This is a genomic window from Bradyrhizobium sp. USDA 4501, from assembly GCF_054062115.1.
Genome location: NZ_JBSSEX010000001.1, coordinates 4,933,158 through 4,952,055 on the forward strand (window position 1 = coordinate 4,933,158; position 18,898 = coordinate 4,952,055).

At 58.1% G+C, this 18,898-nt stretch carries 12 protein-coding genes and 5 pseudogenes; 7 read left to right on the forward strand and 10 right to left on the reverse strand.

Translation table 11 applies throughout. The features are described 5' to 3' along the window. Positions 1–131 precede the first annotated feature (131 nt). Positions 132–1,485 (reverse strand): annotated as a pseudogene (locus ACVWZM_RS22450) (ATP-binding protein); the annotation flags it as partial. A 1,233-nt stretch (positions 1,486–2,718) separates the two neighbouring features. On the opposite strand from ACVWZM_RS22450, the pseudogene ACVWZM_RS22455 reads away from it, so the two are divergent. After that, positions 2,719–4,070: pseudogene (locus ACVWZM_RS22455) on the forward strand (IS3 family transposase). Between the two features lie 53 nt (positions 4,071–4,123). Here the strand turns inward: ACVWZM_RS22455 and ACVWZM_RS22460 are convergent. Continuing rightward, positions 4,124–4,879, reverse strand: coding sequence for a hypothetical protein (locus ACVWZM_RS22460; protein WP_456854841.1), 756 nt, complete (start codon positions 4,877–4,879; stop codon positions 4,124–4,126). Positions 4,880–6,207: 1,328 nt separating this feature from the next. Here ACVWZM_RS22460 and ACVWZM_RS22465 point away from each other — a divergent pair. After that, entirely contained in the window at positions 6,208–6,426 is a 219-nt protein-coding gene (locus ACVWZM_RS22465) for a hypothetical protein (RefSeq protein ID WP_456854843.1), read from the forward strand. A gap of 142 nt (positions 6,427–6,568) precedes the next feature. Beyond that, entirely contained in the window at positions 6,569–6,925 is a 357-nt protein-coding gene (locus ACVWZM_RS22470) for a DUF1842 domain-containing protein (protein WP_456856747.1), read from the forward strand. Positions 6,926–7,166: 241 nt separating this feature from the next. On the opposite strand, the pseudogene ACVWZM_RS22475 reads toward ACVWZM_RS22470, so the two are convergent. Both ACVWZM_RS22475 and ACVWZM_RS22480 read right to left on the reverse strand, forming a co-directional pair. Beyond that, positions 7,167–7,331, reverse strand: a pseudogene (locus tag ACVWZM_RS22475) (DDE-type integrase/transposase/recombinase); the annotation flags it as partial. A gap of 513 nt (positions 7,332–7,844) precedes the next feature. Next, positions 7,845–8,147, reverse strand: a complete 303-nt coding sequence (locus tag ACVWZM_RS22480; RefSeq protein WP_456854845.1) for a hypothetical protein — start codon at positions 8,145–8,147, stop codon at positions 7,845–7,847. A gap of 1,509 nt (positions 8,148–9,656) precedes the next feature. Between ACVWZM_RS22480 and ACVWZM_RS22485 the strand changes: the two genes are divergently transcribed. Together ACVWZM_RS22485 and ACVWZM_RS22490 are read left to right on the forward strand one after the other, a co-directional pair. Next, positions 9,657–10,184, forward strand: a complete 528-nt coding sequence (locus tag ACVWZM_RS22485) for a RidA family protein (protein WP_456854847.1) — start codon at positions 9,657–9,659, stop codon at positions 10,182–10,184. 224 nt (positions 10,185–10,408) lie between these two features. Continuing rightward, positions 10,409–10,903: a hypothetical protein gene (locus tag ACVWZM_RS22490; RefSeq protein WP_456854849.1), complete on the forward strand. Its 495-nt coding sequence runs from the start codon at positions 10,409–10,411 to the stop codon at positions 10,901–10,903. A 351-nt stretch (positions 10,904–11,254) separates the two neighbouring features. Here ACVWZM_RS22490 and ACVWZM_RS22495 read toward each other — a convergent pair whose 3' ends face one another. Together ACVWZM_RS22495 and ACVWZM_RS22500 are read right to left on the reverse strand one after the other, a co-directional pair. Further along, positions 11,255–11,410, reverse strand: a complete 156-nt coding sequence (locus ACVWZM_RS22495) for a hypothetical protein (protein WP_456854850.1) — start codon at positions 11,408–11,410, stop codon at positions 11,255–11,257. Between the two features lie 126 nt (positions 11,411–11,536). Next, positions 11,537–12,012, reverse strand: a pseudogene (locus ACVWZM_RS22500) (IS630 family transposase); the annotation flags it as partial. Here ACVWZM_RS22500 and ACVWZM_RS22505 point away from each other — a divergent pair. Then, a pseudogene (locus tag ACVWZM_RS22505) lies at positions 12,004–12,321 on the forward strand (integrase core domain-containing protein); the annotation flags it as partial. The pseudogenes ACVWZM_RS22500 and ACVWZM_RS22505 sit on opposite strands and share 9 nt — an antisense overlap. 121 nt (positions 12,322–12,442) lie before the next feature. Here ACVWZM_RS22505 and ACVWZM_RS22510 read toward each other — a convergent pair. Continuing rightward, positions 12,443–13,354 carry a carotenoid biosynthesis protein gene (locus ACVWZM_RS22510; RefSeq protein ID WP_456854852.1) on the reverse strand — a complete coding sequence of 304 codons (912 nt, stop codon included), beginning with the start codon at positions 13,352–13,354 and terminating at the stop codon, positions 12,443–12,445. A gap of 142 nt (positions 13,355–13,496) precedes the next feature. Beyond that, on the reverse strand, positions 13,497–14,714 hold the full coding sequence (locus ACVWZM_RS22515; RefSeq protein WP_456854854.1) for a di-heme-cytochrome C peroxidase: 1,218 nt from the start codon (positions 14,712–14,714) through the stop codon (positions 13,497–13,499). Positions 14,715–15,234: 520 nt separating this feature from the next. Here ACVWZM_RS22515 and ACVWZM_RS22520 point away from each other — a divergent pair. Continuing rightward, positions 15,235–15,552 (forward strand): hypothetical protein, encoded by a 318-nt coding sequence (locus ACVWZM_RS22520; protein WP_456854856.1) that lies wholly within the window; start codon positions 15,235–15,237, stop codon positions 15,550–15,552. Positions 15,553–16,117: 565 nt separating this feature from the next. Here ACVWZM_RS22520 and ACVWZM_RS22525 read toward each other — a convergent pair. Both ACVWZM_RS22525 and ACVWZM_RS22530 read right to left on the reverse strand, forming a co-directional pair. Further along, the gene (locus ACVWZM_RS22525; protein ID WP_456854858.1) at positions 16,118–16,303 is read right to left on the reverse strand and encodes a hypothetical protein; all 186 of its coding nucleotides are present in this window, start codon (positions 16,301–16,303) and stop codon (positions 16,118–16,120) included. A gap of 1,093 nt (positions 16,304–17,396) precedes the next feature. Then, entirely contained in the window at positions 17,397–18,419 is a 1,023-nt protein-coding gene (locus ACVWZM_RS22530) for an oleate hydratase (RefSeq protein WP_456854860.1), read from the reverse strand. Between the last annotated feature and the right edge of the window lie 479 nt (positions 18,420–18,898).

Consider the following 18,898-nt stretch of genomic DNA (forward strand, 5'->3'; position numbering starts at 1 on the left):
GAAGCCGGCTGATCTGCCGGTGCAGACGCCGACGTGTACGGACTTGGTCAATTGTGCAACGGCGGGGGCCGGAGCATTCTTCCGGCGGCCACTTATCAAGACGTTAGCCCAGCTTGAAAGGACCAGGATACCTCAGCGAGGGCCAGCGCCTCGTCGGCATCGCGGGCGGCCAGCGTGTGATAGCCGAAGCGGCTGATCTGCGTCACGACATATTCGCGGACCAGCACGTCGTCCTCGATCAGTAGGATGGGTTCGTCGCCTCCTTCGCTTCCCGACACACCGGCATCAACGGCCGGTGCCTGCGGGGGCCCCGCGGCCTGCGGCAGATAGAGCTTCACCGATGTGCCGTAGCCCTGTTCGCTATAAATCTTGATATGGCCATCCGACTGCTTGACGAAGCCGTAGACCATGCTCAAGCCTAGCCCGGATCCCTTCCCCACGTCCTTGGTCGTGAAGAACGGCTCAAACACCTTGTCGAGTATATTGCCGGGCATTCCGACTCCAGTATCGCTCACGGCCAGCATGACATATTGACCCGGTCTGACCTCGGCATTGAGGCGCGCATAATTCTCGTCGAGCACAGCATTCCTGGTTTCCAACGTCAGCTTGCCGCCGGCGGGCATGGCGTCGCGCGCATTCAGGGCGAGGTTGAGGATCGCCGTCGAGAGCTGGCTGGGATCGATCAGGGCCGGTGCCAGATCGTGCGCCAGCATCGATTCGATTTCGATGTCTTCGCCCAGCGTTGGACGCAACAGACGCGCAGCATCGACCACCAGCTCGTTGACGTCGGTCGAGCGTGGCTGCAGTGGTTGCCGGCGGCCCAAGGCCAACACATGCTTGGTCAGGTCGGCTTCCCTTGCGGCTGCAGAGTTGATCAGATTGGCAATCTGGGCGAGATGTGGGCGATCCTTGACTGCATCGCCGAGAATTTCGATTGTTCCAGTGATTACGGTCAGGATGTTGTTGAAGTCGTGCGCGACGCCGCCGGTGAGCTGGCCGATAGCCCCCATCTTCTGCGCTTGCCCAATCTGGGCCCCGTGGGCCTCGATCTCCTGAAAACGCTTCACCACGGCCTCGGCCTTGCGGCGCTGCTTCGCCTCCTCCTCAAGCGCCGCATAGGCTTCAGTTAGTTGGATAACGCGTCGGACGTACCAGGATCCGCGGCAGCATCAGCAGCTGCGCCAGCGTGATTGCAAGCGAGACGGGCGCAAGCAAGACCTTGGTAACGGCTTCGATTTCGTAAGCCGGCGCCCACATTGTGAGGATCGCAAGCAGGCGGTCCAGTCCGCAGAGTGCGGCGAAGATAGCGAATGCCAAGAGCACGCCCCCGAACATCACTTGACGGCGCCGCCGCCACACGAAGAATGCAAGCACAAAGGCGGTTGTAAAGAAGGCACCAGCGACAAAAGCGTCGGAAACGACGTTCGGCCAGATCAGCTCCGGCTGCCACAGAAGGCATGCGCCATGGGGGATAAGCGTCGACATGTCCGGAAGAACTCCAGGAAAAAAGCTCAAAAAAGCGCGCAGTGGCGATCCGATCCGTCGATCAAGTCATGATCGAGGTGGTACGAATGGAAGGCAATCGCCGAGGTGATCGTCGCGACGTCGACGTCGCGTGCTGCCCGATTAGACGATCCCGGGAATGTGTCCACCCTCCCGCATTCTTGGCCATGGGCGCGGTCGTCGCGCCCATGGAGAGCAACGCCTCCTCGGGTCGCTGAGCGCGTTCAAATCGGCGCTCGGTGAGAGCGGTCCTTCGCCTACAACCTGCATCGCAGCGCCCTTCGGAACCAGCGGCAGCGGCACATCAGAGTAGACCAAATTGAGTGCGGTGTTGAACGGCTGGCAGGAGCGTACCGCTGCTCGACTGGCCACATCGGCAGCTCAAAAGCCGCAAGTGAGAGCCCGGAGATGTCGGTCCGTTCTGCTCAGTCATTGCAGCTCCTCCTCTCATGCGGCTTGCATGATCGTCGGATCGGACTGACCGCTTCAGGTTTTCGATGCCGAAGTCGGTGAACGCCATGACGCAGTCATCACCTATGCCGTAACTCGGATGACGCCGTCTTCCGGGTCCATTCCATTCGCCACATCCAGAGCCAGTCCTCGTCTTCGCGAAGATCCTTCGCGACACGCGATGGTGAAGAATACCTTGCGCCGGCACCGACGCCATCGTCACTCCGTTGATACATGTACCGCTCAAGGAACACGAGGTGGAAGAGCCGTACATCGGCGTCGCCAAGGCAGTTGACAATCCTCGAAATGATTTTTTCCAATGCTTGTGCGTCCAATCGCAATATTCCTTCCGCTTTTCGTAATAATCCTCTATTGTCCTCGCGAAGGCGGCGTCGACAGCGGACTCTCGTTTCTCGCGACAATGCAGGGAAAACTATGGTAGGCCGATGTGCGCTTGCAGGTCACAATTACATCTGTGTTGGTCAGTGCGTCCTCCATTCTGTGCCGGCCGTCAGAGGCCATGATCAACATCGTCCCATCTCGTCGCAAAAGCGACAGGGCCACGGAAATCGACGCTCCGGAAAGTTGCATCAGGTCGCTACTTCGATCTGGATGAAAGTTATAGAAGATCGCGCCATGGTTTTCGTAAATGAAATGATAGCTCTCTTTTGGAAGGCTGATTGTTCGCCGTCAGCACTCGTGAGACAAAGTTAGGGACTTCCCGAAAGGAGGATTTCTGGTTCATCGTAGCCGCAAGGAGCGAAGATGAAGCAGAAATCCGAGCCGCGTAAACCGCCGGCTGAGCAAGTGTTGAAGGACATCCGACGCCAGACGCGTCGGCAGTACTCGGCGGAAGAGAAGATCCGCATCGTGCTGGAGGGGCTGCGCGGTGAGGAGAATATCTCCGAGTTGTGCCGCCGGGAGGGCATTGCCGCCTCGATGTATTACGGCTGGTCCAAGGAATTCCTGGAAGCCGGCAAACGCCGCCTGGCGGACGACACGGCCCGTGCTGCGACTTCCGGCGAGGTCAAGGATCTCCGACAGGAGGCCGCGGCTTTGAAGGAGGCCGTGGCCGATCTGACCCTGGAGAACCGTCTGCTCAAAAAAAGCATGAACGGAACTGGGGAAGACGAGGCATGAGGTACCCAGCTTCCGAAAAGGCCGAGATTATCAAGCTGGTCGAGTAGTCGCACTTGCCGGCCAGGCGCACGCTGGAAAAACTCGGTATCCCATCCGCCACGTTCTATCGCTGGTACGATCGTTATCGGGAGGGCGGTGTTGAGGCACTGGCCGATCACCGATCGCGGCCAGATCGGGTCTGGAACCGCATTCCCGACGACGTCCGCGGCCAGATCGTCGACCTGGCGCTGGAGCTGCCGGAGCTGTCGCCGCGCGAACTGGCCGTCCGGTTCACCGACGAGCGGAAGTACTTCGTCTCGGAAGCTTCGGTCTATCGGCTGTTGAAGGCGCACGACCTCATCACCAGCCCGGCCTATGTGGTGATTAAGGCGGCGAACGAGTTCAGGGACAAGACTACCGCCGTCAACCAGCTCTGGCAGACCGACTTCACCTACCTCAAGATCTCCGGTTGGGGTTGGTACTATCTGTCGACCGTCCTCGACGGCTTCTCGCGATACATCGTGGCCTGGAAACTGGGACCGACGATGTGCGCGTCGGACGTCACGGCAACCCTCGACCAGGCGCTCGCGGCTTCCGGCCTTGATCGCGCCACCGTCGTACACCGGCCGAGGCTGCTGTCGGATAACGGTTCGTCATATGTGGCGAGCGACCTGGCCACCTGGCTCGAAAACAAGAATATACAGCATGTGCGCGGCGCGCCGTATCATCCACAAACACAAGGCAAGATCGAGCGCTGGCACCAGACCTTGAAGAACCGCATCCTGCTCGACAACTACTATCTGCCTGGCGACCTCGAACGGCAGATCAACGCCTTCGTAGAACACTATAATCACGTCCGCTACCATGAGAGTATCGACAACCTCACGCCTGCCGATGTCTACTTCGGCAGAGCAGAGACAATCCTTGCCGAACGTCGGCGCATCAAACTTGCCACCATCGCAAACCGCCGCTTGCAGCACCGACTGCGGGCCGCTTAAACTCTAACCCCTGATGAACACAGAGCCTCCCTTCGCAGAACGCCCGAACAGTCTCAAATAGTCTGACGACGGACAATCTCGACGGCCATCGCGACGTTGTCCGGAAGGGCGGATTTCGTAAATGGCTCCGGTGCCTGTTGCGCGACGGTGGTGATCTGGTTGAGAGCGCCGCCCGTGGTCGGGAATGTCGACGGTACGGGATTGGTGATCTTGTTATCGTCCATTCCGGTGTTGAAATAGCCCCACACATCGTTCACCTGGAGCAGATAGAAGACGAGCGATCCGTTCTGCGCTATCAGCGCGCCGCCCCCGGCTTGGCTCTCTTCCGCTTCGATCACGGCGCCCGACGTCGTCACCAGCCGGGGACGGCCGTTCACCAGAACGGTCTCCGGGCGCAAGGCCAGGGGCGTGCCCTGGTCACTAAACAAGATCGGTGCGCCACCCGGGGTCCCTTGGAATTCAATCTGCTTGCTGCTCCGGTCGAGCAGAAGCGGCTTGCCGTCGGGGGCAGCCTGCACGCGTTCTATCTCCACCGTCTGTCCAGCCTTATCGCGCGCTAACAACTTGCCGTTCGGCCCGACGGCCGGATGTATAACGTCGCGGACTTTTCCTTTGCTATCGAACACTACCTGCTGTCCTTTGCTTCCACGCTGGGAAATGGACGACAGGAACGGCAAGGATTGTCCCGGCGCCGCAGGAATGAGGCTGCGCTTATTGTCCAAATCGGTCGGCGAGACGGCAAAGAAGATCGAGGATTCGAAAACGCGGGTCCGCCGACCGTTCCAGACGGCGCCGGCGAAGTCACCCAAAGAAACATCTGCTCTCCCCATTTGTAGAACGGGCAGAACGTGTTCGACGCGAACGAAAAACTGTCCGCGGGTAGAACGCCGCCATCCTTCGAGACGCTGCCGGAAGCGAAGATGACGTTAAATTCCTGCGGCGCGAAGGAACAGGTCGACTTGACGTTCGTGGGCAGGGTAGTGCCAGCGTTCGCGCCTTGACACAAGGATGCGAGTGCCAGGGCGGTAAGCAAGCAACGTGCCTTCTTCTGTGACCCAACGCAATTCTTAATATTCAAGACTTCCTCCTTGGGCTTAACGCCTGGAACGTGCAATCATTGGCCGTGCCCCAATCCTGCTGCGCTTGCGCGTCGGCGAGCCGGTCTTAAGACGGCGACGGACCGCGTCCTCTTCAACTGCAGTTATTAATGGTGTCGCGCACGCCAGCGCGACCGACACGCTAGTCGGCCAGAGAAGTTCGCGCTAATCAACTCCAAGAACTCGGAGGTGACGGAACCCATCCCCCAGCCATCATCAGCTTTGATCGTCCGTAAGCTCTGCACTGTAGATGACAGTCCGAAGGTAAGGACGCTCGCAAAACTCATCATCGCGCTCAGCGGCCCCTGCGATGGCAAGGGGCTTTTTAATCTTTATTGATCTTGCAAGCGACTTTACCGGTCAACTCGATGGAGAGGCGCCGCATGACAGAGAGAGGGAAAAGGGATTGGTGGGATGCATCCTTGCCATCCAAGTATGCGCGCTGGCGGTCGCGACAATGGACGGCCCCGCGGCAGGTGAATGCCCCGTGCGGATTGGGCCGGCGTTTAACCGGTCCACGACATGCCCACAGTCGGGACGAAGTACCCACGACGTCAAACAAGTACGAACGGAGGCCACGCAGCAACGACTCGCCCGGGGCGACCGCCGTTGCCCGCCAACGCTCCGTCCGCTCGTCGATTGCGCCCCCCAAGCCCTTTGGGATGCGGAACCTCTAGCTCGGAGCTCCGGGAGCTATCAACCATGGCGAAGAGCTTCAGACGTCAGGCCGATCTAGCACAAGCTCTTCTCGAGCAAGCGAATAAGACCAGCACCATGACCGCTCATCCGTGTCCGGAGAACGCGTTTGCGGCAGCGGGCGGACGCCAGCCGAGCGCTGTACTGGTCATCAGGCGTGCGGGGCTGCTGCGTGGCTTCGCCAAACGCTCACGAGGGGGACAATAACAATCATGGGCTTCTATCAGACGGAGCCGTTTAGGACGGCAAAAGCCAGCTTCATCCACGGATGACCCGACGGATTCGGGCTATTTCTGGTCGAGGTCCAAGGTGACGCACCAAACTTCACTGCGGGAATTACGCTGGTGCGCGATCCGCATTGGGTCGGCGGCCTGAAGATTGACGTGATGGGCTGGACGGGACCGCTCGGTGATGGGTCAACGCCCTACACGGCCAAGGGCAGCTTCCCCGGCCAATACGCGCCGCAAATCGTCGTGTCCGGCAGCAATAGCACGCGACTGATTCCGGTGAAGGCGATCCCGGCGGAAGAAGCTGACGACTACGTACGGCAGTTGGCCAAATGATCGCGGCCGATTAGCCGATCAATCCTCTAAAATGGGAAGGGATCGTTCTATGCCCGATACGACAACCAAAGACCAGGTCGGATTGTTTCACGCCAGCTATCAGATTGGCGAAAGCCGCCCGGAGGCTTAATCTTCAAGCTGGATCTGGTCGTCGACACGCCGAACAGGCGGACCCACGGTTTGGGCAGCATCACCCGATGCCGTTAATCCGCCGCTTGATGTCGCCACCTCCCTGCTAGGCAGTTACAGCCAGCTGCCGACGCTCCCGCCGGCGCCGGCGCTACTTCTAGTACTCCTTACGGGCTACCCGCCGATCCGCTGGCCGCACCATGCCGGGCTGGGACCGGTGATTCTCCCCAATGTGGATCTGCGCATGACCCTGATCCTGACCTGGCAATCAGGGATCGCTTCCTACAGTTATCGCAGCGGCCCCGACGGTGATTGGCAGGAGGTCGAGGCTGCGTCGGTCAGGCTGGTGTCTCCGGCCGTCGCGTCATGAAACATCAAGGTAGGGGCCGGTAAGGCTCCTGCCCGACAATCGACACCGAGCTGCTCGTCCAGACATAGCAATAGTGGTCTTTGTGGAGGCCCAAGCTCCCTGATCAGTTGCTGCGGTCGAAAGGACAAGGTCGATTCGACGGCGGTGCTGAGCGCGGAGCGGGCGGATGCTTTGGCGCAGTTCGTCACCCTTTCCGGATTGAGATGTGCTGGAGCTTATATCGAGAAGAAGTATCGGTCAGCCGAATCAAGACGTCGAGAACGAAGACATTGTGATCGACAGCGCGCCAGAGCCAATGTCGTCCGCCTGCGATCGAGATAACGATCTCTTCCAGATGCCATTTGTCGCTGCGAGCGGGAGCGCGCTGGCGGATGCGGTCGGAGAACACGTTGCCGAATTTCCGCCCGCCAATGGGGCATGGCTTCACATGGCTTCATAGGTCACCTCCTTACCATCTTCGATCATGGACAAAGGGAAAACGGAAACACAACCAAACTGGGCGATGAAGGGATCCCGAACGTCCTGCCTGCCGTCATCTAACCCTCGACCGCTTCAATCGTCAGAACCTTTCCTAGGTCATGCGAGAGCGCTGGCTGTGTCGACGAAACGAGCGCAGCCAAGCCCGGCAGACCTCGGCGCGGAGCATGCCGCGCCGCTCCAGGTTTCCCGGGATCGCTTGGTAGTTCGGGTATAGGTATCCCTGCATGACGCGAAGGAGCCAAGCGCCGGTCTCACCCGATAGCCGCACGGCCGCCCCGGAGCAGCAGAGGTCCTGCTTGCCAGCCTCCTCGATCACGCCACCGCAACGCGGACGTGAAGCGCGGCACTTAGTCTTGGTCGGAATGACCGACTATGACTGGACGCGTTCGATGTCCACTCCTTCCCGGACAGCGACGGAAGCGCGGACATGTCACAGCTCTTAGTCCGGGACGCGTGCAGCGCGCAAGTGACATTGCGGCTGGGGATTGTTGGCGAGATTAGTATCGTATTTGGATATTCGCGTGACAAGCCCACTCGTGGTGAGCGGTTGCAAGTCCGCCTCCAGCGCGTCGGCAATTTCCTGGGCATAGACCTCCCAGTCGTCCACGTGGAGCGTAAAGGATTTCAAATACTTTTCCTTCTTCGCCGGAGTCTCGATCGTCGCCTTTGTCCAATGGTAGAGCGGATAATTCTCGACGCCATTTACATCGAACCTAACCTGATACTGCCACTGACTAGTCATACTATTCTCGCCATCTGGTCGCACCCGATTTGTCTTTTACGACCGCAAGACGCTGCCGCTCCCTCAGAGCAGGTCCGGTCCCCGTTGTGCCAACGCTGACCGCAATGTCAGGCCGATCCTTGTGTGACAAGCTCCTCTTTTTCGCAAGGCGCTCGTTGAACGAACGAAGATCGATCACCATTCGCGGCCGATCTCCTCTCTGCCGTCGCCGGCCGACACCGCGAAGCCAACTCGTTTTACCTTGACATTGACTACCTTAGTCGTCGCTCACACACCTCATAGCCTGTAGGCGCAGCGGCGAAGTGCGGCATCTATCTGCTGCAGTGCTGACCCCGCTTTGCTGTGAGCAGAGTCGGCGCGGGCGTCGCAAACACTTGCCGGATAAGGCGTCGTCGAATCGATAGTCAGGCTGACGTCAGCGCATCGGCATGCTTTCAATCCTAAAATTGGACCTACCAAATTGAGCAGTCGTCTACTCAGGCCGAATTGCCTTATCCTTCAAAGTCGGACGGCCGGCGACCTGCCAGCACGACCGTGACAAATATCCGCTAACGGATCTGTCGGAGTAGTCGCAAAATGGAGGTCACAGATGAGAAATGGCGATGCGATCGCCCTTCGCCGTCGCTACCGGTGCCGCGGGTTGCGGGTCGCGATCGATAAAGAATGCCGTGCGCGTTGATCCCGTCCTAATCTGGATCGAAGCGTTCGCTGGTCCCGCTTCCATCTTCGATTAGGAAAAAACTCGCGACTTGATTGCATTTCGTCAGGAGCGCTCGAAGGCATGCAGTACCGGCCGACAGCGTGGCTAATCGCAATTTGGCAGCATCTCACCATTTGGAGGCCAACTTAATGACCGACAACACCACCGCTGTGGACGCTGCCACGACGAACTGTGCGTCGCCTCCGACCGATCTAACGGGGGTCCAGATGACCGCGGTGCAGTTAGCCGCGCATTTCAGGAAGTCGCCAGCGACGATTGTCCGTTGGGCACAAGAGCCCGATTTCCCGCGTGCAACGGCTCTAAATGGAGAAGCGCATTGGCCGACAAGCGCGGTGCACGATTGGCGCCGCCGACGCCAAAGGGCATACCGGACAGCGCTACGTGCCAAAGAGGCAGCTGTAGAGGCGAACGTCGAGAAGGCACGGCTCCTCCAGAATTTAATCGCCGCGTTTGCTCGCCCCTATCTGCCACAGATCCGGCAATCGACGGTTCCACCGTGTGACGCGCCTCTCTCTCGACCCATGATCGTCCAGGCGGATGGCTCGCTTGCGCCCGCGTCGATCGATGACAACCGGAATTGCTCTCGCGGATGACCAGTGTCCCATGTACGCATCTGCTGCTGGTCGGCCACGGCGCTTCAGCAATGATGCACGTGATCTTGGTTGCGAGGGGCGAACGAACAGCCGATGGATCGGTTGGGCACACTTGAGGTAGATGCGAACTGCGGTATCGCTGCTGGTAGGGCCACTTTAGAGATGTACGTTCACGGGTAAGTGCCGGAGCACTCAATGAAGGAATTTGCGGGGTTTGTCGCCTTTTGTTTGGTGATCTTAGCTTCGGCATTTGAGGGTGCGCAAGCAGAGAATTCGTCGAGCGCGGAGGCGCGCTTGAGAGAGAAGAACATCACACTGCCGGCTGAGGCCGCACCGGTCGGCAGCTACGTCAACGCGGTTCAAGTGGGCAATCTCCTGTTCATGGCGGGCAGTGTCGCAAGCGAGCCGAAGGGTAAGCTCGGCCGGGATCTGACCGTCGAACAGGGCTATGAGGGTGCCCGGCAAGCAGGCTTGATCACGCTGGCAAAGGTGCGAGCGGCGCTGGGTAGCCTCGATCGGGTGAAACGCGTTGTCAAAGTGGTCGGCATGGTGAACTCTGCCGATGACTTCGGTGACCAAGCCAAGGTGATCAATGGATATTCCGACCTAATGGTCGAGGCGTTCGGCGAACCGATTGGTAGACATGCGCGCTCCTCACTGGGCGTGGCGGCGCTTCCGCGCCATGCTCCGGTCGAAGTCGAAATGATCCTTGAGGTACAGTAGCTTTGTTGTCGATCGCACTCTTTCCACTTGGAAACGCTTTGACGGGAAGGTTGAAGATAGTCGCCGTGCCGACGTGCTCTGCCGGTTCTTTGGTCGGAACGAACCGTTGATGCACGCGTCGCGGGCACGGACGACATTGCGTTTAACGTTGCCGCGAAATAGCGCGGCAAATCACGAGGCCGGAACATCACAAAGGCGTTCAGTTGCTAGTCTAGGAGGTTACCATGGAACGACGCGCTACTAATCTAAGGATATCAGCTCTGATATGTCTCGCTGTTGCTGTCTCGATCAGCGATGCCTTCGCCCAACAGTTACAGCGCGTATCCTACAAAGCGGGCGCCGAAAATGCCAAATACACACAGCAGCAGTTTCTCGACGTCGGCGACGTCGCGGGCCATCAGGTGCGTTCATTTGAAATTTATCGCACCTTTCCGACTAACCCTCCTGTCGTCAATGGTTTGAAGATCAAGGAAACGTGGACGCGTGGCGTTTCCGACTACGTCGACAATAATGGTTCCGGCAGCATATACACGGTCTATGCCTGCGAGAATGGCGACAAGTTCTTCACCCGAGGAACTGTACTCGCTCATAGCGAGGGGCCGGGAAAGCTTGGCAGCACGACTGTCTCGTATATCACGGGCGGCACGGGAGCTCTGGTTAATATTCGGGGAATCGCGCGAACCACTAGTCTAGCCACGCCGATCCCAAAGCAGGGGTAAATGAGTCGCAAGTCGAAATCGAATATTCGATCGGCAAGTAGTTGCGGATATCAACTTAACGATCTCATCGCATAGCGCTCGTCGATGCACGCGTTAGAGACCTTCCAATTCAGCAGGGATCGCGGAATGTCCCGCTCAAGAGCACGAGCACCGGTCGCACTCACGGGGTTGAGCGTTGTGCCGTGACGCACGTCCTATGAGTGTCCGGCGTCACGAACTGGGCTTCTCGCCCGCCATTCTCAAAACGAACTATGCCGGCCAATCGCGCGCAGCATCTCGTTCTGGGCGGTGGCGTAAAGTGTTTGCCAGGGCTCTCTCAGCTGAGGGGTGAAAGAAGCACCGAATCTGCGCTCAAAGCTCCACATCAACGCCTCGCCCATTGCAACAAAGTGCGATGGCTGAACGCCAAGTCTGGCGCTTGTGACCGGAAATCGCGATCAGCGATTGGAACATCGGTCTTTCGTCGAGTGAGGCGACCAGCGCCGTGATCATATCCACCACCTTCATCCGCTGCTTCTCAGTACCGCCGCCAAACATTTATCTTGCATCAGGATGCTAGTCACGTAAATCTAACGTTTGCCCCATAAAGTTTGCTGGGCCTTTGTGGCAGAAGCGTTTGACAGAAGCCAAAATCTAGTCAACAGACTTGGTACATTTGAAGGGCTTCGGATTTTAGTTGTGCAGGTCGATAAAGGTACGGATGTCGGCCTCAAGTTGTCTGACTGAGGTGTGCACGCCTCGCTGGATTTTCCTTCTGGTGAGTTCAGCGAACCAGCGCTCGACCTGATTGATCCAGGAGGCAGAAGTCGGCGTGAAGTGGACATGATAGTGCGGCCGACGAGCAAGCCACGCTTTGATCCTGGGTGTCTTGTGGGTGGCGTAGTTGTCCATGACGATATGGACAGCGGACTCCTAGGGATCTGAGCGTCGATCTCTTTGAGGAACTTCAAAAATTCGACTGCCCGATGGCGCTTGTAGCACTTGCCGATGATGAACCCCGAGGCGACATCCAGCTCTGCCAAAAGCGTGATCGTGCCATGCCGCACGTAGCTGTGCGTGCGACGCTCCGGCACGCCAGACATCATCGGCAAGACCGGCTGCACTTCATCGCACCGGGCAAACCGATGCAGAACGGCTTCGTCGAGAGCTTTAACGGCCGGAAGCGCGACGAGCTCCTCAATGAGACGCTGTTCTTCGATCTCAACGACACCAGGACCAAACTCGCGGCATGGGTCGCCGACTACAATGGCGAGCGCCCTCATTCCTCGTTGCAATACCTCACGCCCGCGGCCTACGCCGCCACTCTCACCGCAACGAACGCTCGGCTGCGCAACCCCGACCAGCTCCGCCGATCGTCCATTGCTCCAACCGCGCCACTTGGCGCACGACCCACTGAGACTCTAACTGCCGCTGGATGAAAGTTCAGTGGCAGGTCAAAATGATTCGAGCCATCAACTAATGTGACGAACTTGCGTTCCAGCTGACTAGAGCGCGTACGTTATGCCTCGATCAACGATCTTTGCAATCCGACTGGCCACGTCACGGAACGCTATCTTGGTTTGACGCAGTTGGCGGGCTGTTCGAACTCGTCTGACGCAGTAGATGCAGCGCTGCCAGCAATGCGGTAAAGACCATCGTCAATAGCAGGATTCCGACGGTAGCTTCGCGGATGTCATGGACCTGCCAGCTATAGCCCCTAGCGTCAACGGCCTTGCCCGTCTGTCCCATTATCCAAGGGACTACGTGCGTCAGGCCAGCGCCCACATAGAAGAAAATGCCGATCAGCGGTAGCTTAAGACTTGTCGTCGGGTAAGGCCCAAGACTGCTGCGGCGCAGGTAGAGTGCAAAGGCTTGAAAAATCAGCCACGAGGTGAGCAGCCACCCTAGATAATTAGAGAGAGGGACACCAAATACGCCTCCGCCGTCATGCCATAGCCAGACCCCTGCAATGGTCGAATTGGGGGCGTCCATCACTAGATCCCATTGGGTCATCACAAACGCAGCGACGATGGGTAGACCGACCAGGTTGATAGGACGATCGAGCTGACGGTCTGCACCGTCCATCAAAACTGACGCGACCGACCACGAGAAATAACCTGCGCCGAACCACAGCGGCCCGACGATGATCGGAATGACGCCGACATGCGGTAGATTCGCGCCGACCTCGAAATGATAGTTGCCGAACGGAAGGCCGGTAGTAGTGCCGAGATTTTCCATCGCAAATGCAATCGAACTAGAAACAACAAGCAACATCAATGCGTGCCGCGCTCGATAGGCAACAGCGGCGTGGATCAGCGCGCAGATAATAAAACTTACGGCGAGTGCCTGTGCGAGCGGGGTCGGATTCCAGGAAAAACCGATTGCAGCTGCAAGAATGCCCGCGATGGAAAGCCAAAGCACGATTTCTGACCGTATTCCGGGGCGTTTGCCGGAAACACTTCCTATATTCATTGCGCATCACCTGATAGTTGGGGTGTAACCACCGATACCTCCCGCAGCAACTGGCCGCGCGCAGCCGCGCGCTCGAGTGCACCGTCGGTCCGAGACTCTAACTGCCGCTGGCGCCTAAGCGGGTCACGGTGTCTTGAGGTATTCAAGCAACGCCTTTTTTGTCCTGATCGCTCAAACTTGTCCCGTACTGGTGGCCATTTCCAGAGCTAATATTGCTGCAGTCCGTCACGGATAGAGTGTCGCTCAGTGGCGCCTGGGTGGCAGCAAGACCAACGTTTTCAATGTCGTATTTCCGCCCGACGCTAAACTGCGATTTGCGCTGCCCTGATGGTTTGAGCAATTCCGCCAGGGTAGGGACCGATCCGTTATGGAGATAAGGTGCGGCGGCCCAAATACCTTGCAAAACACGAGCGTCGTAGGAGCCCCACGGAGGGAGTAGAGTGTGAGACGCTCGTTCTGCTCCCTGCCGCCTGGCCGTTTTGATTGCTTCCGAGGTGTTGACAGTACCGAAAGCCGTTTGCAAATCCTGCAACGTTGGCGGTAGTCGCACCACTCCCAGAGACTCCGGCGTTTCCGACGATCCTGGATCTGGCGCCGCTGCCACCCGTGCATTGGTTGACGGGGCGCCGCCGGCCAACAGGTGTTCCGCGATCGAACCAATGGCCGAGGTCGCAAGAATGTTAAGAATCTCATCGTTCTCCTTGAGTGGTGCGGTCGCGAACGGAATGTACGCTCCCTTCAGCACGCCCGTATTCGCTCTCCAGGCGAGGATGTCGTATTCTCGTGCATCGGTATCAACGGTCTGGACCGGAGTTCGCCATGTCTTGACGAATGGAAAGCGTTGCTCTCCCTCTTCTATCCCGTGGTAACCGCTACATCCCCCTTCAGCGGAATCCCTTTCAAAAATCGCTTTGCCCCGCGCGGCTAAAGCAGCGTCAATCGTCCAGGGCCATTTCGGAGGGCCGATCCGCTTCGCCAGGTTTTCAAGCTGCCTCAGGGCCGTCGAAATTGGAGAAATTATTGTCAAGGAAATTGATGATCGCACCCTGACGCTTCGGCTCAAACGTAGCGAATACTCCAAGAACCTCTCCAACGTTCCGAGCCAGCTCCAAGATGTCATTTCCATTTTTTGCGAATCCAGGCCATCTTGCCGCGGCGAATTCCAGAGGAATGGGTATCTCACGGGAGCGTCCGCGGTTTTCATGTTTTCCAGGATCATGAAGTCCCGGATATGCGGTTGAAAAACATCCCCACAGCATCCCAGACGGCCAACTCCCCAGCCGGTCTTGGGCAGCGCGCGCAATAAGCGTGTGAAACCGCAAGTACCACCCCTCGACCTGTCGACGAAGATCCGCAACATCGGCAATATCCGGCGTTTCAGACCGCAGGACAGCTGCAGCAAACGGAGCGAACGAGCTGTCGCTGGCAATCACGTCGCCCACAGCCTTGTCCAGATCGCCAAGCAATGCGTAGAAGTCTACAAACGCCGGACCGCCATCCACCCGATACACCTTGCCATCAGCTTCGATCTGGCGCGTGTGACAGGCTGAGCAGGTCATTCCGACGACCTGGAAGTCTTGAGGGCCAGAAGCGTGAAAGCCGACAGGAAGATTGGCCGTGTTTGCAGGATTCGGTAGATAGCCGTACCGTGACAAACCGTCCGCGAGGAATGGCTGTCCGTTCCTTTGCTTCAGCGCCTGCATCCAAGACAACGTAATCAAACGCGAGCCCTGATTGTGCGAATAGAAGTCAGCTCTCGCTGCCGCGGTCCAATCAACACCCTGGTCAAGATAGATGGGATTGGCGTCGGTGCCTTGAGCATCCGATCTTGTCGTGACGACAAACGTTGAGGCGATCAGAAAGAGAGTGCGGAGCATCGTTTGTCCTACCGCTTCCATTGTCAAAATCGCCCGAAGAAATATTCGCCGAAACCCCATGCGTTTCCGGCAAACGTGGGCTTGCCTTTCGGCCTGCAGGTCGTCGGATCATTGGTTATCAAAGGGCGCGGTCCAACAAACTTCAACCTGCCAAGTCTTGGGGGACGGCATCAGCCAGCGGTGTATGGGGTAGCCGCCATCCGCGCCGCCCTCGAAACCGCTGGCGTCACCTTCTTGGCTGACGGCCAGTCCGCCGATGGTGGTCCTGGTGTGAGGCTTACGCGGCAAGAGGAGTTGCGCGGCCAACCCGCAAAGATCTGAGCGCTCCATATTCGCGTGGGGATGGTCAACGAGGAGGCAAAATGCTCGTTCCATTTCACAGTTCGCGCTCAGTTACCAAGGGCTTTCACGTTAGCAATTTTTGCTCGCGCACCAGGAACTGCATTCGGGAAAAGATCATCGCGTCGCCCCGGACTTGTCGGAGGCATGCAGGCGTGCGGCATCGCAATTGCGGAGTCTCACTGCCACATTGGTTCCGAGAGATCTTCCCGATGTCGATCTGGAATGGCGCCGGATCGACCAGCAGTACCACGCTTCTCACGGCGCCGCTCACTGACCGCAATCTTCCGGTGAGATCGATGTGCACACCAGGCCGGTGAAGGGCGCGAGCAATGACTGACGGGCTAAAGAAAAATGAGGCGCGACCGTAAAGACCTGCTCAGCTAATTGAACAGGAATCGCGGCCGCAATCTCACAGCCGAAGAGTTTGAAGCGCTCGCGAACCTCACGCTTGCTGAGGAGTTCGGGAGCGTCAATCTGGCCAATAGCTTCGCGGTCGGTTCAAGGTATTTGACGGTGCGTGTCGAATTGCTCGACGGAAGGCAACTCAGCGGCAGTGGCCGATATCCACGAAGAACGCGTATTCTGGAATGATAATTTTTACGCTGAGATTTTTGATTTCCGCGACCGGATTCATTTTGCCCGCTTTGATGGCTGCACCTTCGTGAAGTGTACCGTCGTGCTCGATAACAGCGCCGAACAACTCGCCTTCACCGGCTGAAGTATCGATCATATCGATACAGACGAGCCTCGCGGAGTTGTTGCCCGTGACAATGTTTTCGATCGCCCCATTGCGGAGCGAAAGGCTGATGTCGAACGACGGCTGTCTGAATCTCTGAATCGGCGCCTAAAGTCCTAAACGCCGAACGCGCAGCCACCGGAGTCATACGGATGGCGAAGGCGTGCCCTTCCTCCATACTTTGTCCAGGTCGGGATTTTGCGCACCAACCGGCGGTCGGCAGAGGAGCGTGCACCACCTGAAATCTCCCGGAATCACCGAAGCGGCTGACCTGAACAACTCGGTTGCGCTGTTCCATCATGACCGATCTCCATGCACCGACATCCAGCGCGGAACGGTTAGGCTGCCGCCAGGTCGCATCATTGGAATTGATCCAGATCAAGCTTGAGGCTGTACTCCTTGGAATTCTCCTCTGGCCAAATGACCACGTTGCTTGGCGCGATCATTGCCCATCGGAGGGTAGTCATTATGCAGTTCGTTTCGCATCCAAGGCCCGGTAGTGATCTTGCAACTATCCTACAGCTGGCAAAGGACGGCGCGTCACTTTGGAGGAAACACGGGGCCGATGTCAACTATTGGTCCGTGATCGGCGGCGAGATCGGAAACTATGCCTTCGTCGCCTGCTTCGATAGTGTAGAAACTTATGGGCGCACCTTGGCATCACTGGGTGCCGATGAAAGAAGCTGGCGCTGTTGGAGGTCGTGCGTGAGCAGACGGCGACGAAGAAAACGCAATACATAATGACACTGATAGCTTCAGATCTCCCGCGCATCGAGGAGAAGTCTCCCCCACCTTCTCACCGGACGAAATCATACTCCGCCTTCACGACGACGGAGCCGATGGCCTCCTCTTCAAGATGGCGGAGTTCTAGCTTCGGAAGAGGTTCCGCCGCAGCGGGAGTGCCAGCATGAGCGGCTACCAGCGAGCACGTGCAAACCGTGAAGGAACTGTCTCGCGCAGCCTCGCGAATGGACGATTTCGCCCGAGATCGGCTCCTTGCAACTCACGCCTACACGTACAGTTAACAATGCAGCCTTCCGGTTGCACAGGATAGGAGCAAAGCGCCTCGCTCAGAGAACGATGATATTTATCGAGCCGCTGTGCGGGCTTTCGTGGTGTCGAAATGGTTCAGCATTAGCTCACCCAAAACCGCCGGGTTGAGGATTGGGACTTCCTTGCCGTCGCGCAGCCTGCCGATTGCCATAAGTAGCTTACGTATGTCATAGGTCGAATTGAAGACCTCCGGCACACCACGTTCAACGTTCAGGAGCGTGTAGACGGCCTCCATCGCCGTGCGAACCGAATATTCGGTCGTGAAGATGCAATCGCGCTCCGCCGACTCGGCAAATTGGCCGATAAAAGCAAAGTTAGCAGCCCCTGTGGGCACAACGTTTGGCCGGTCCCCCGCCTGCCGCGGCATGAAGAAAGAGGTGACATACGGCATCATCACCGGCACTGTCCTGGCGGCCGTTGCGGCGAGTTCTGGTATGTCCTCGACCGGCGCGCCGAGGTGATACAGCCATTCCTGGGTGATTTCCTCGCCTGTGCAATCTTGCATCGGTTTGTTGACGTAGTCTCCAGGTTCGTCGACAAAAAGTGAGTAGACCCAAACGACGACCTGATCGCTGGGCTGGTGCTTGAAATGCGGCTGGCGGTTTACGGTCCAACTGAGGAGCCAGCTCGAATCCTTCGCCGTAACGATGCCTCCTGTGACGACCTTGCCGCTGAACGGATCGCGTTTGGCGATCTTGCGGATATATCCCGGAATGCGCGCGTCCAGAGTCGTGACAGTCGCCGATTCCCATTTGGTAGCGGGGATATTACCTCCGAAGACGTCCGGGCGGCCGAAGGCCGCGTCCTTGGCCGCTATGCGGCGCCACAGATCCCATGCAGGCGCCGGGCCTTCATCGAGTTTGGAGGGCGTGTGATGGTCTCCCTTGTCCGAGTTCTCGGTGAGCGATCCGATCGTCATGAATACAAGATCATCGGCGCCAAGGGAGACGCGGCCCGCGACACCTTCCTCCAACCAGTAAATGGTGGTGGCCTGCTTGCGTCCAAGGTTAGTCCACCTGCCAAGAGGCCAATTGCGACACCTCCGAGTAGCCGGCACCGGTATGGAAGTCCAACATGGCGATTGTCACGCTAACGAAGACCGGGCGCGCGCAGAGGCGGCAACATGAATACCAGCCAACAGAACAAGCCGATGACGAATAAAATGATCATGGCGGTGGGCTCCGTGAGATAGAAGTCTGACGGCTGCGCCTTCCACCACGGCGCGGCTGTGAGTATAACCGCAAATGGGCCCCTTGAGTAACAGTATCGATCGAGAGCTCTGTGCCAACCTGCCGATAACGGCCGACAAGCGCGACTGTTTCCGCCGTCGAGGAAAACCTGGAACGAGAGGACGCTTCCGCCCATCGAGCGCTGACGAACACACCGCTTGATTTGGCGTGGGCCATAATAGACACGGCAGCGCCATCGCTCAAGAATGGGCTGTTTGAGATTGGTCCGACCGCGGTCTCGCGGTCGGGCAAAGCGTGGGCCGAGCTGAGTGAGTCGACTGTGAGATTGGGATTACGCCCGCCTGCC

Coding starts and splice junctions, on each gene's coding strand:
- ACVWZM_RS22490 (WP_456854849.1), top strand. CDS start 10,409: ATGGAACGACGCGCTACTAATCTAAGGATATCAGCTCTGATATGTCTC.
- ACVWZM_RS22515 (WP_456854854.1), bottom strand. CDS start 14,714: ATGTTGCGGATCTTCGTCGACAGGTCGAGGGGTGGTACTTGCGGTTTC.
- ACVWZM_RS22525 (WP_456854858.1), bottom strand. CDS start 16,303: ATGATCGATACTTCAGCCGGTGAAGGCGAGTTGTTCGGCGCTGTTATC.
- ACVWZM_RS22495 (WP_456854850.1), bottom strand. CDS start 11,410: ATGAAGGTGGTGGATATGATCACGGCGCTGGTCGCCTCACTCGACGAA.
- ACVWZM_RS22480 (WP_456854845.1), bottom strand. CDS start 8,147: ATGACTAGTCAGTGGCAGTATCAGGTTAGGTTCGATGTAAATGGCGTC.
- ACVWZM_RS22510 (WP_456854852.1), bottom strand. CDS start 13,354: ATGAATATAGGAAGTGTTTCCGGCAAACGCCCCGGAATACGGTCAGAA.
- ACVWZM_RS22485 (WP_456854847.1), top strand. CDS start 9,657: ATGAAGGAATTTGCGGGGTTTGTCGCCTTTTGTTTGGTGATCTTAGCT.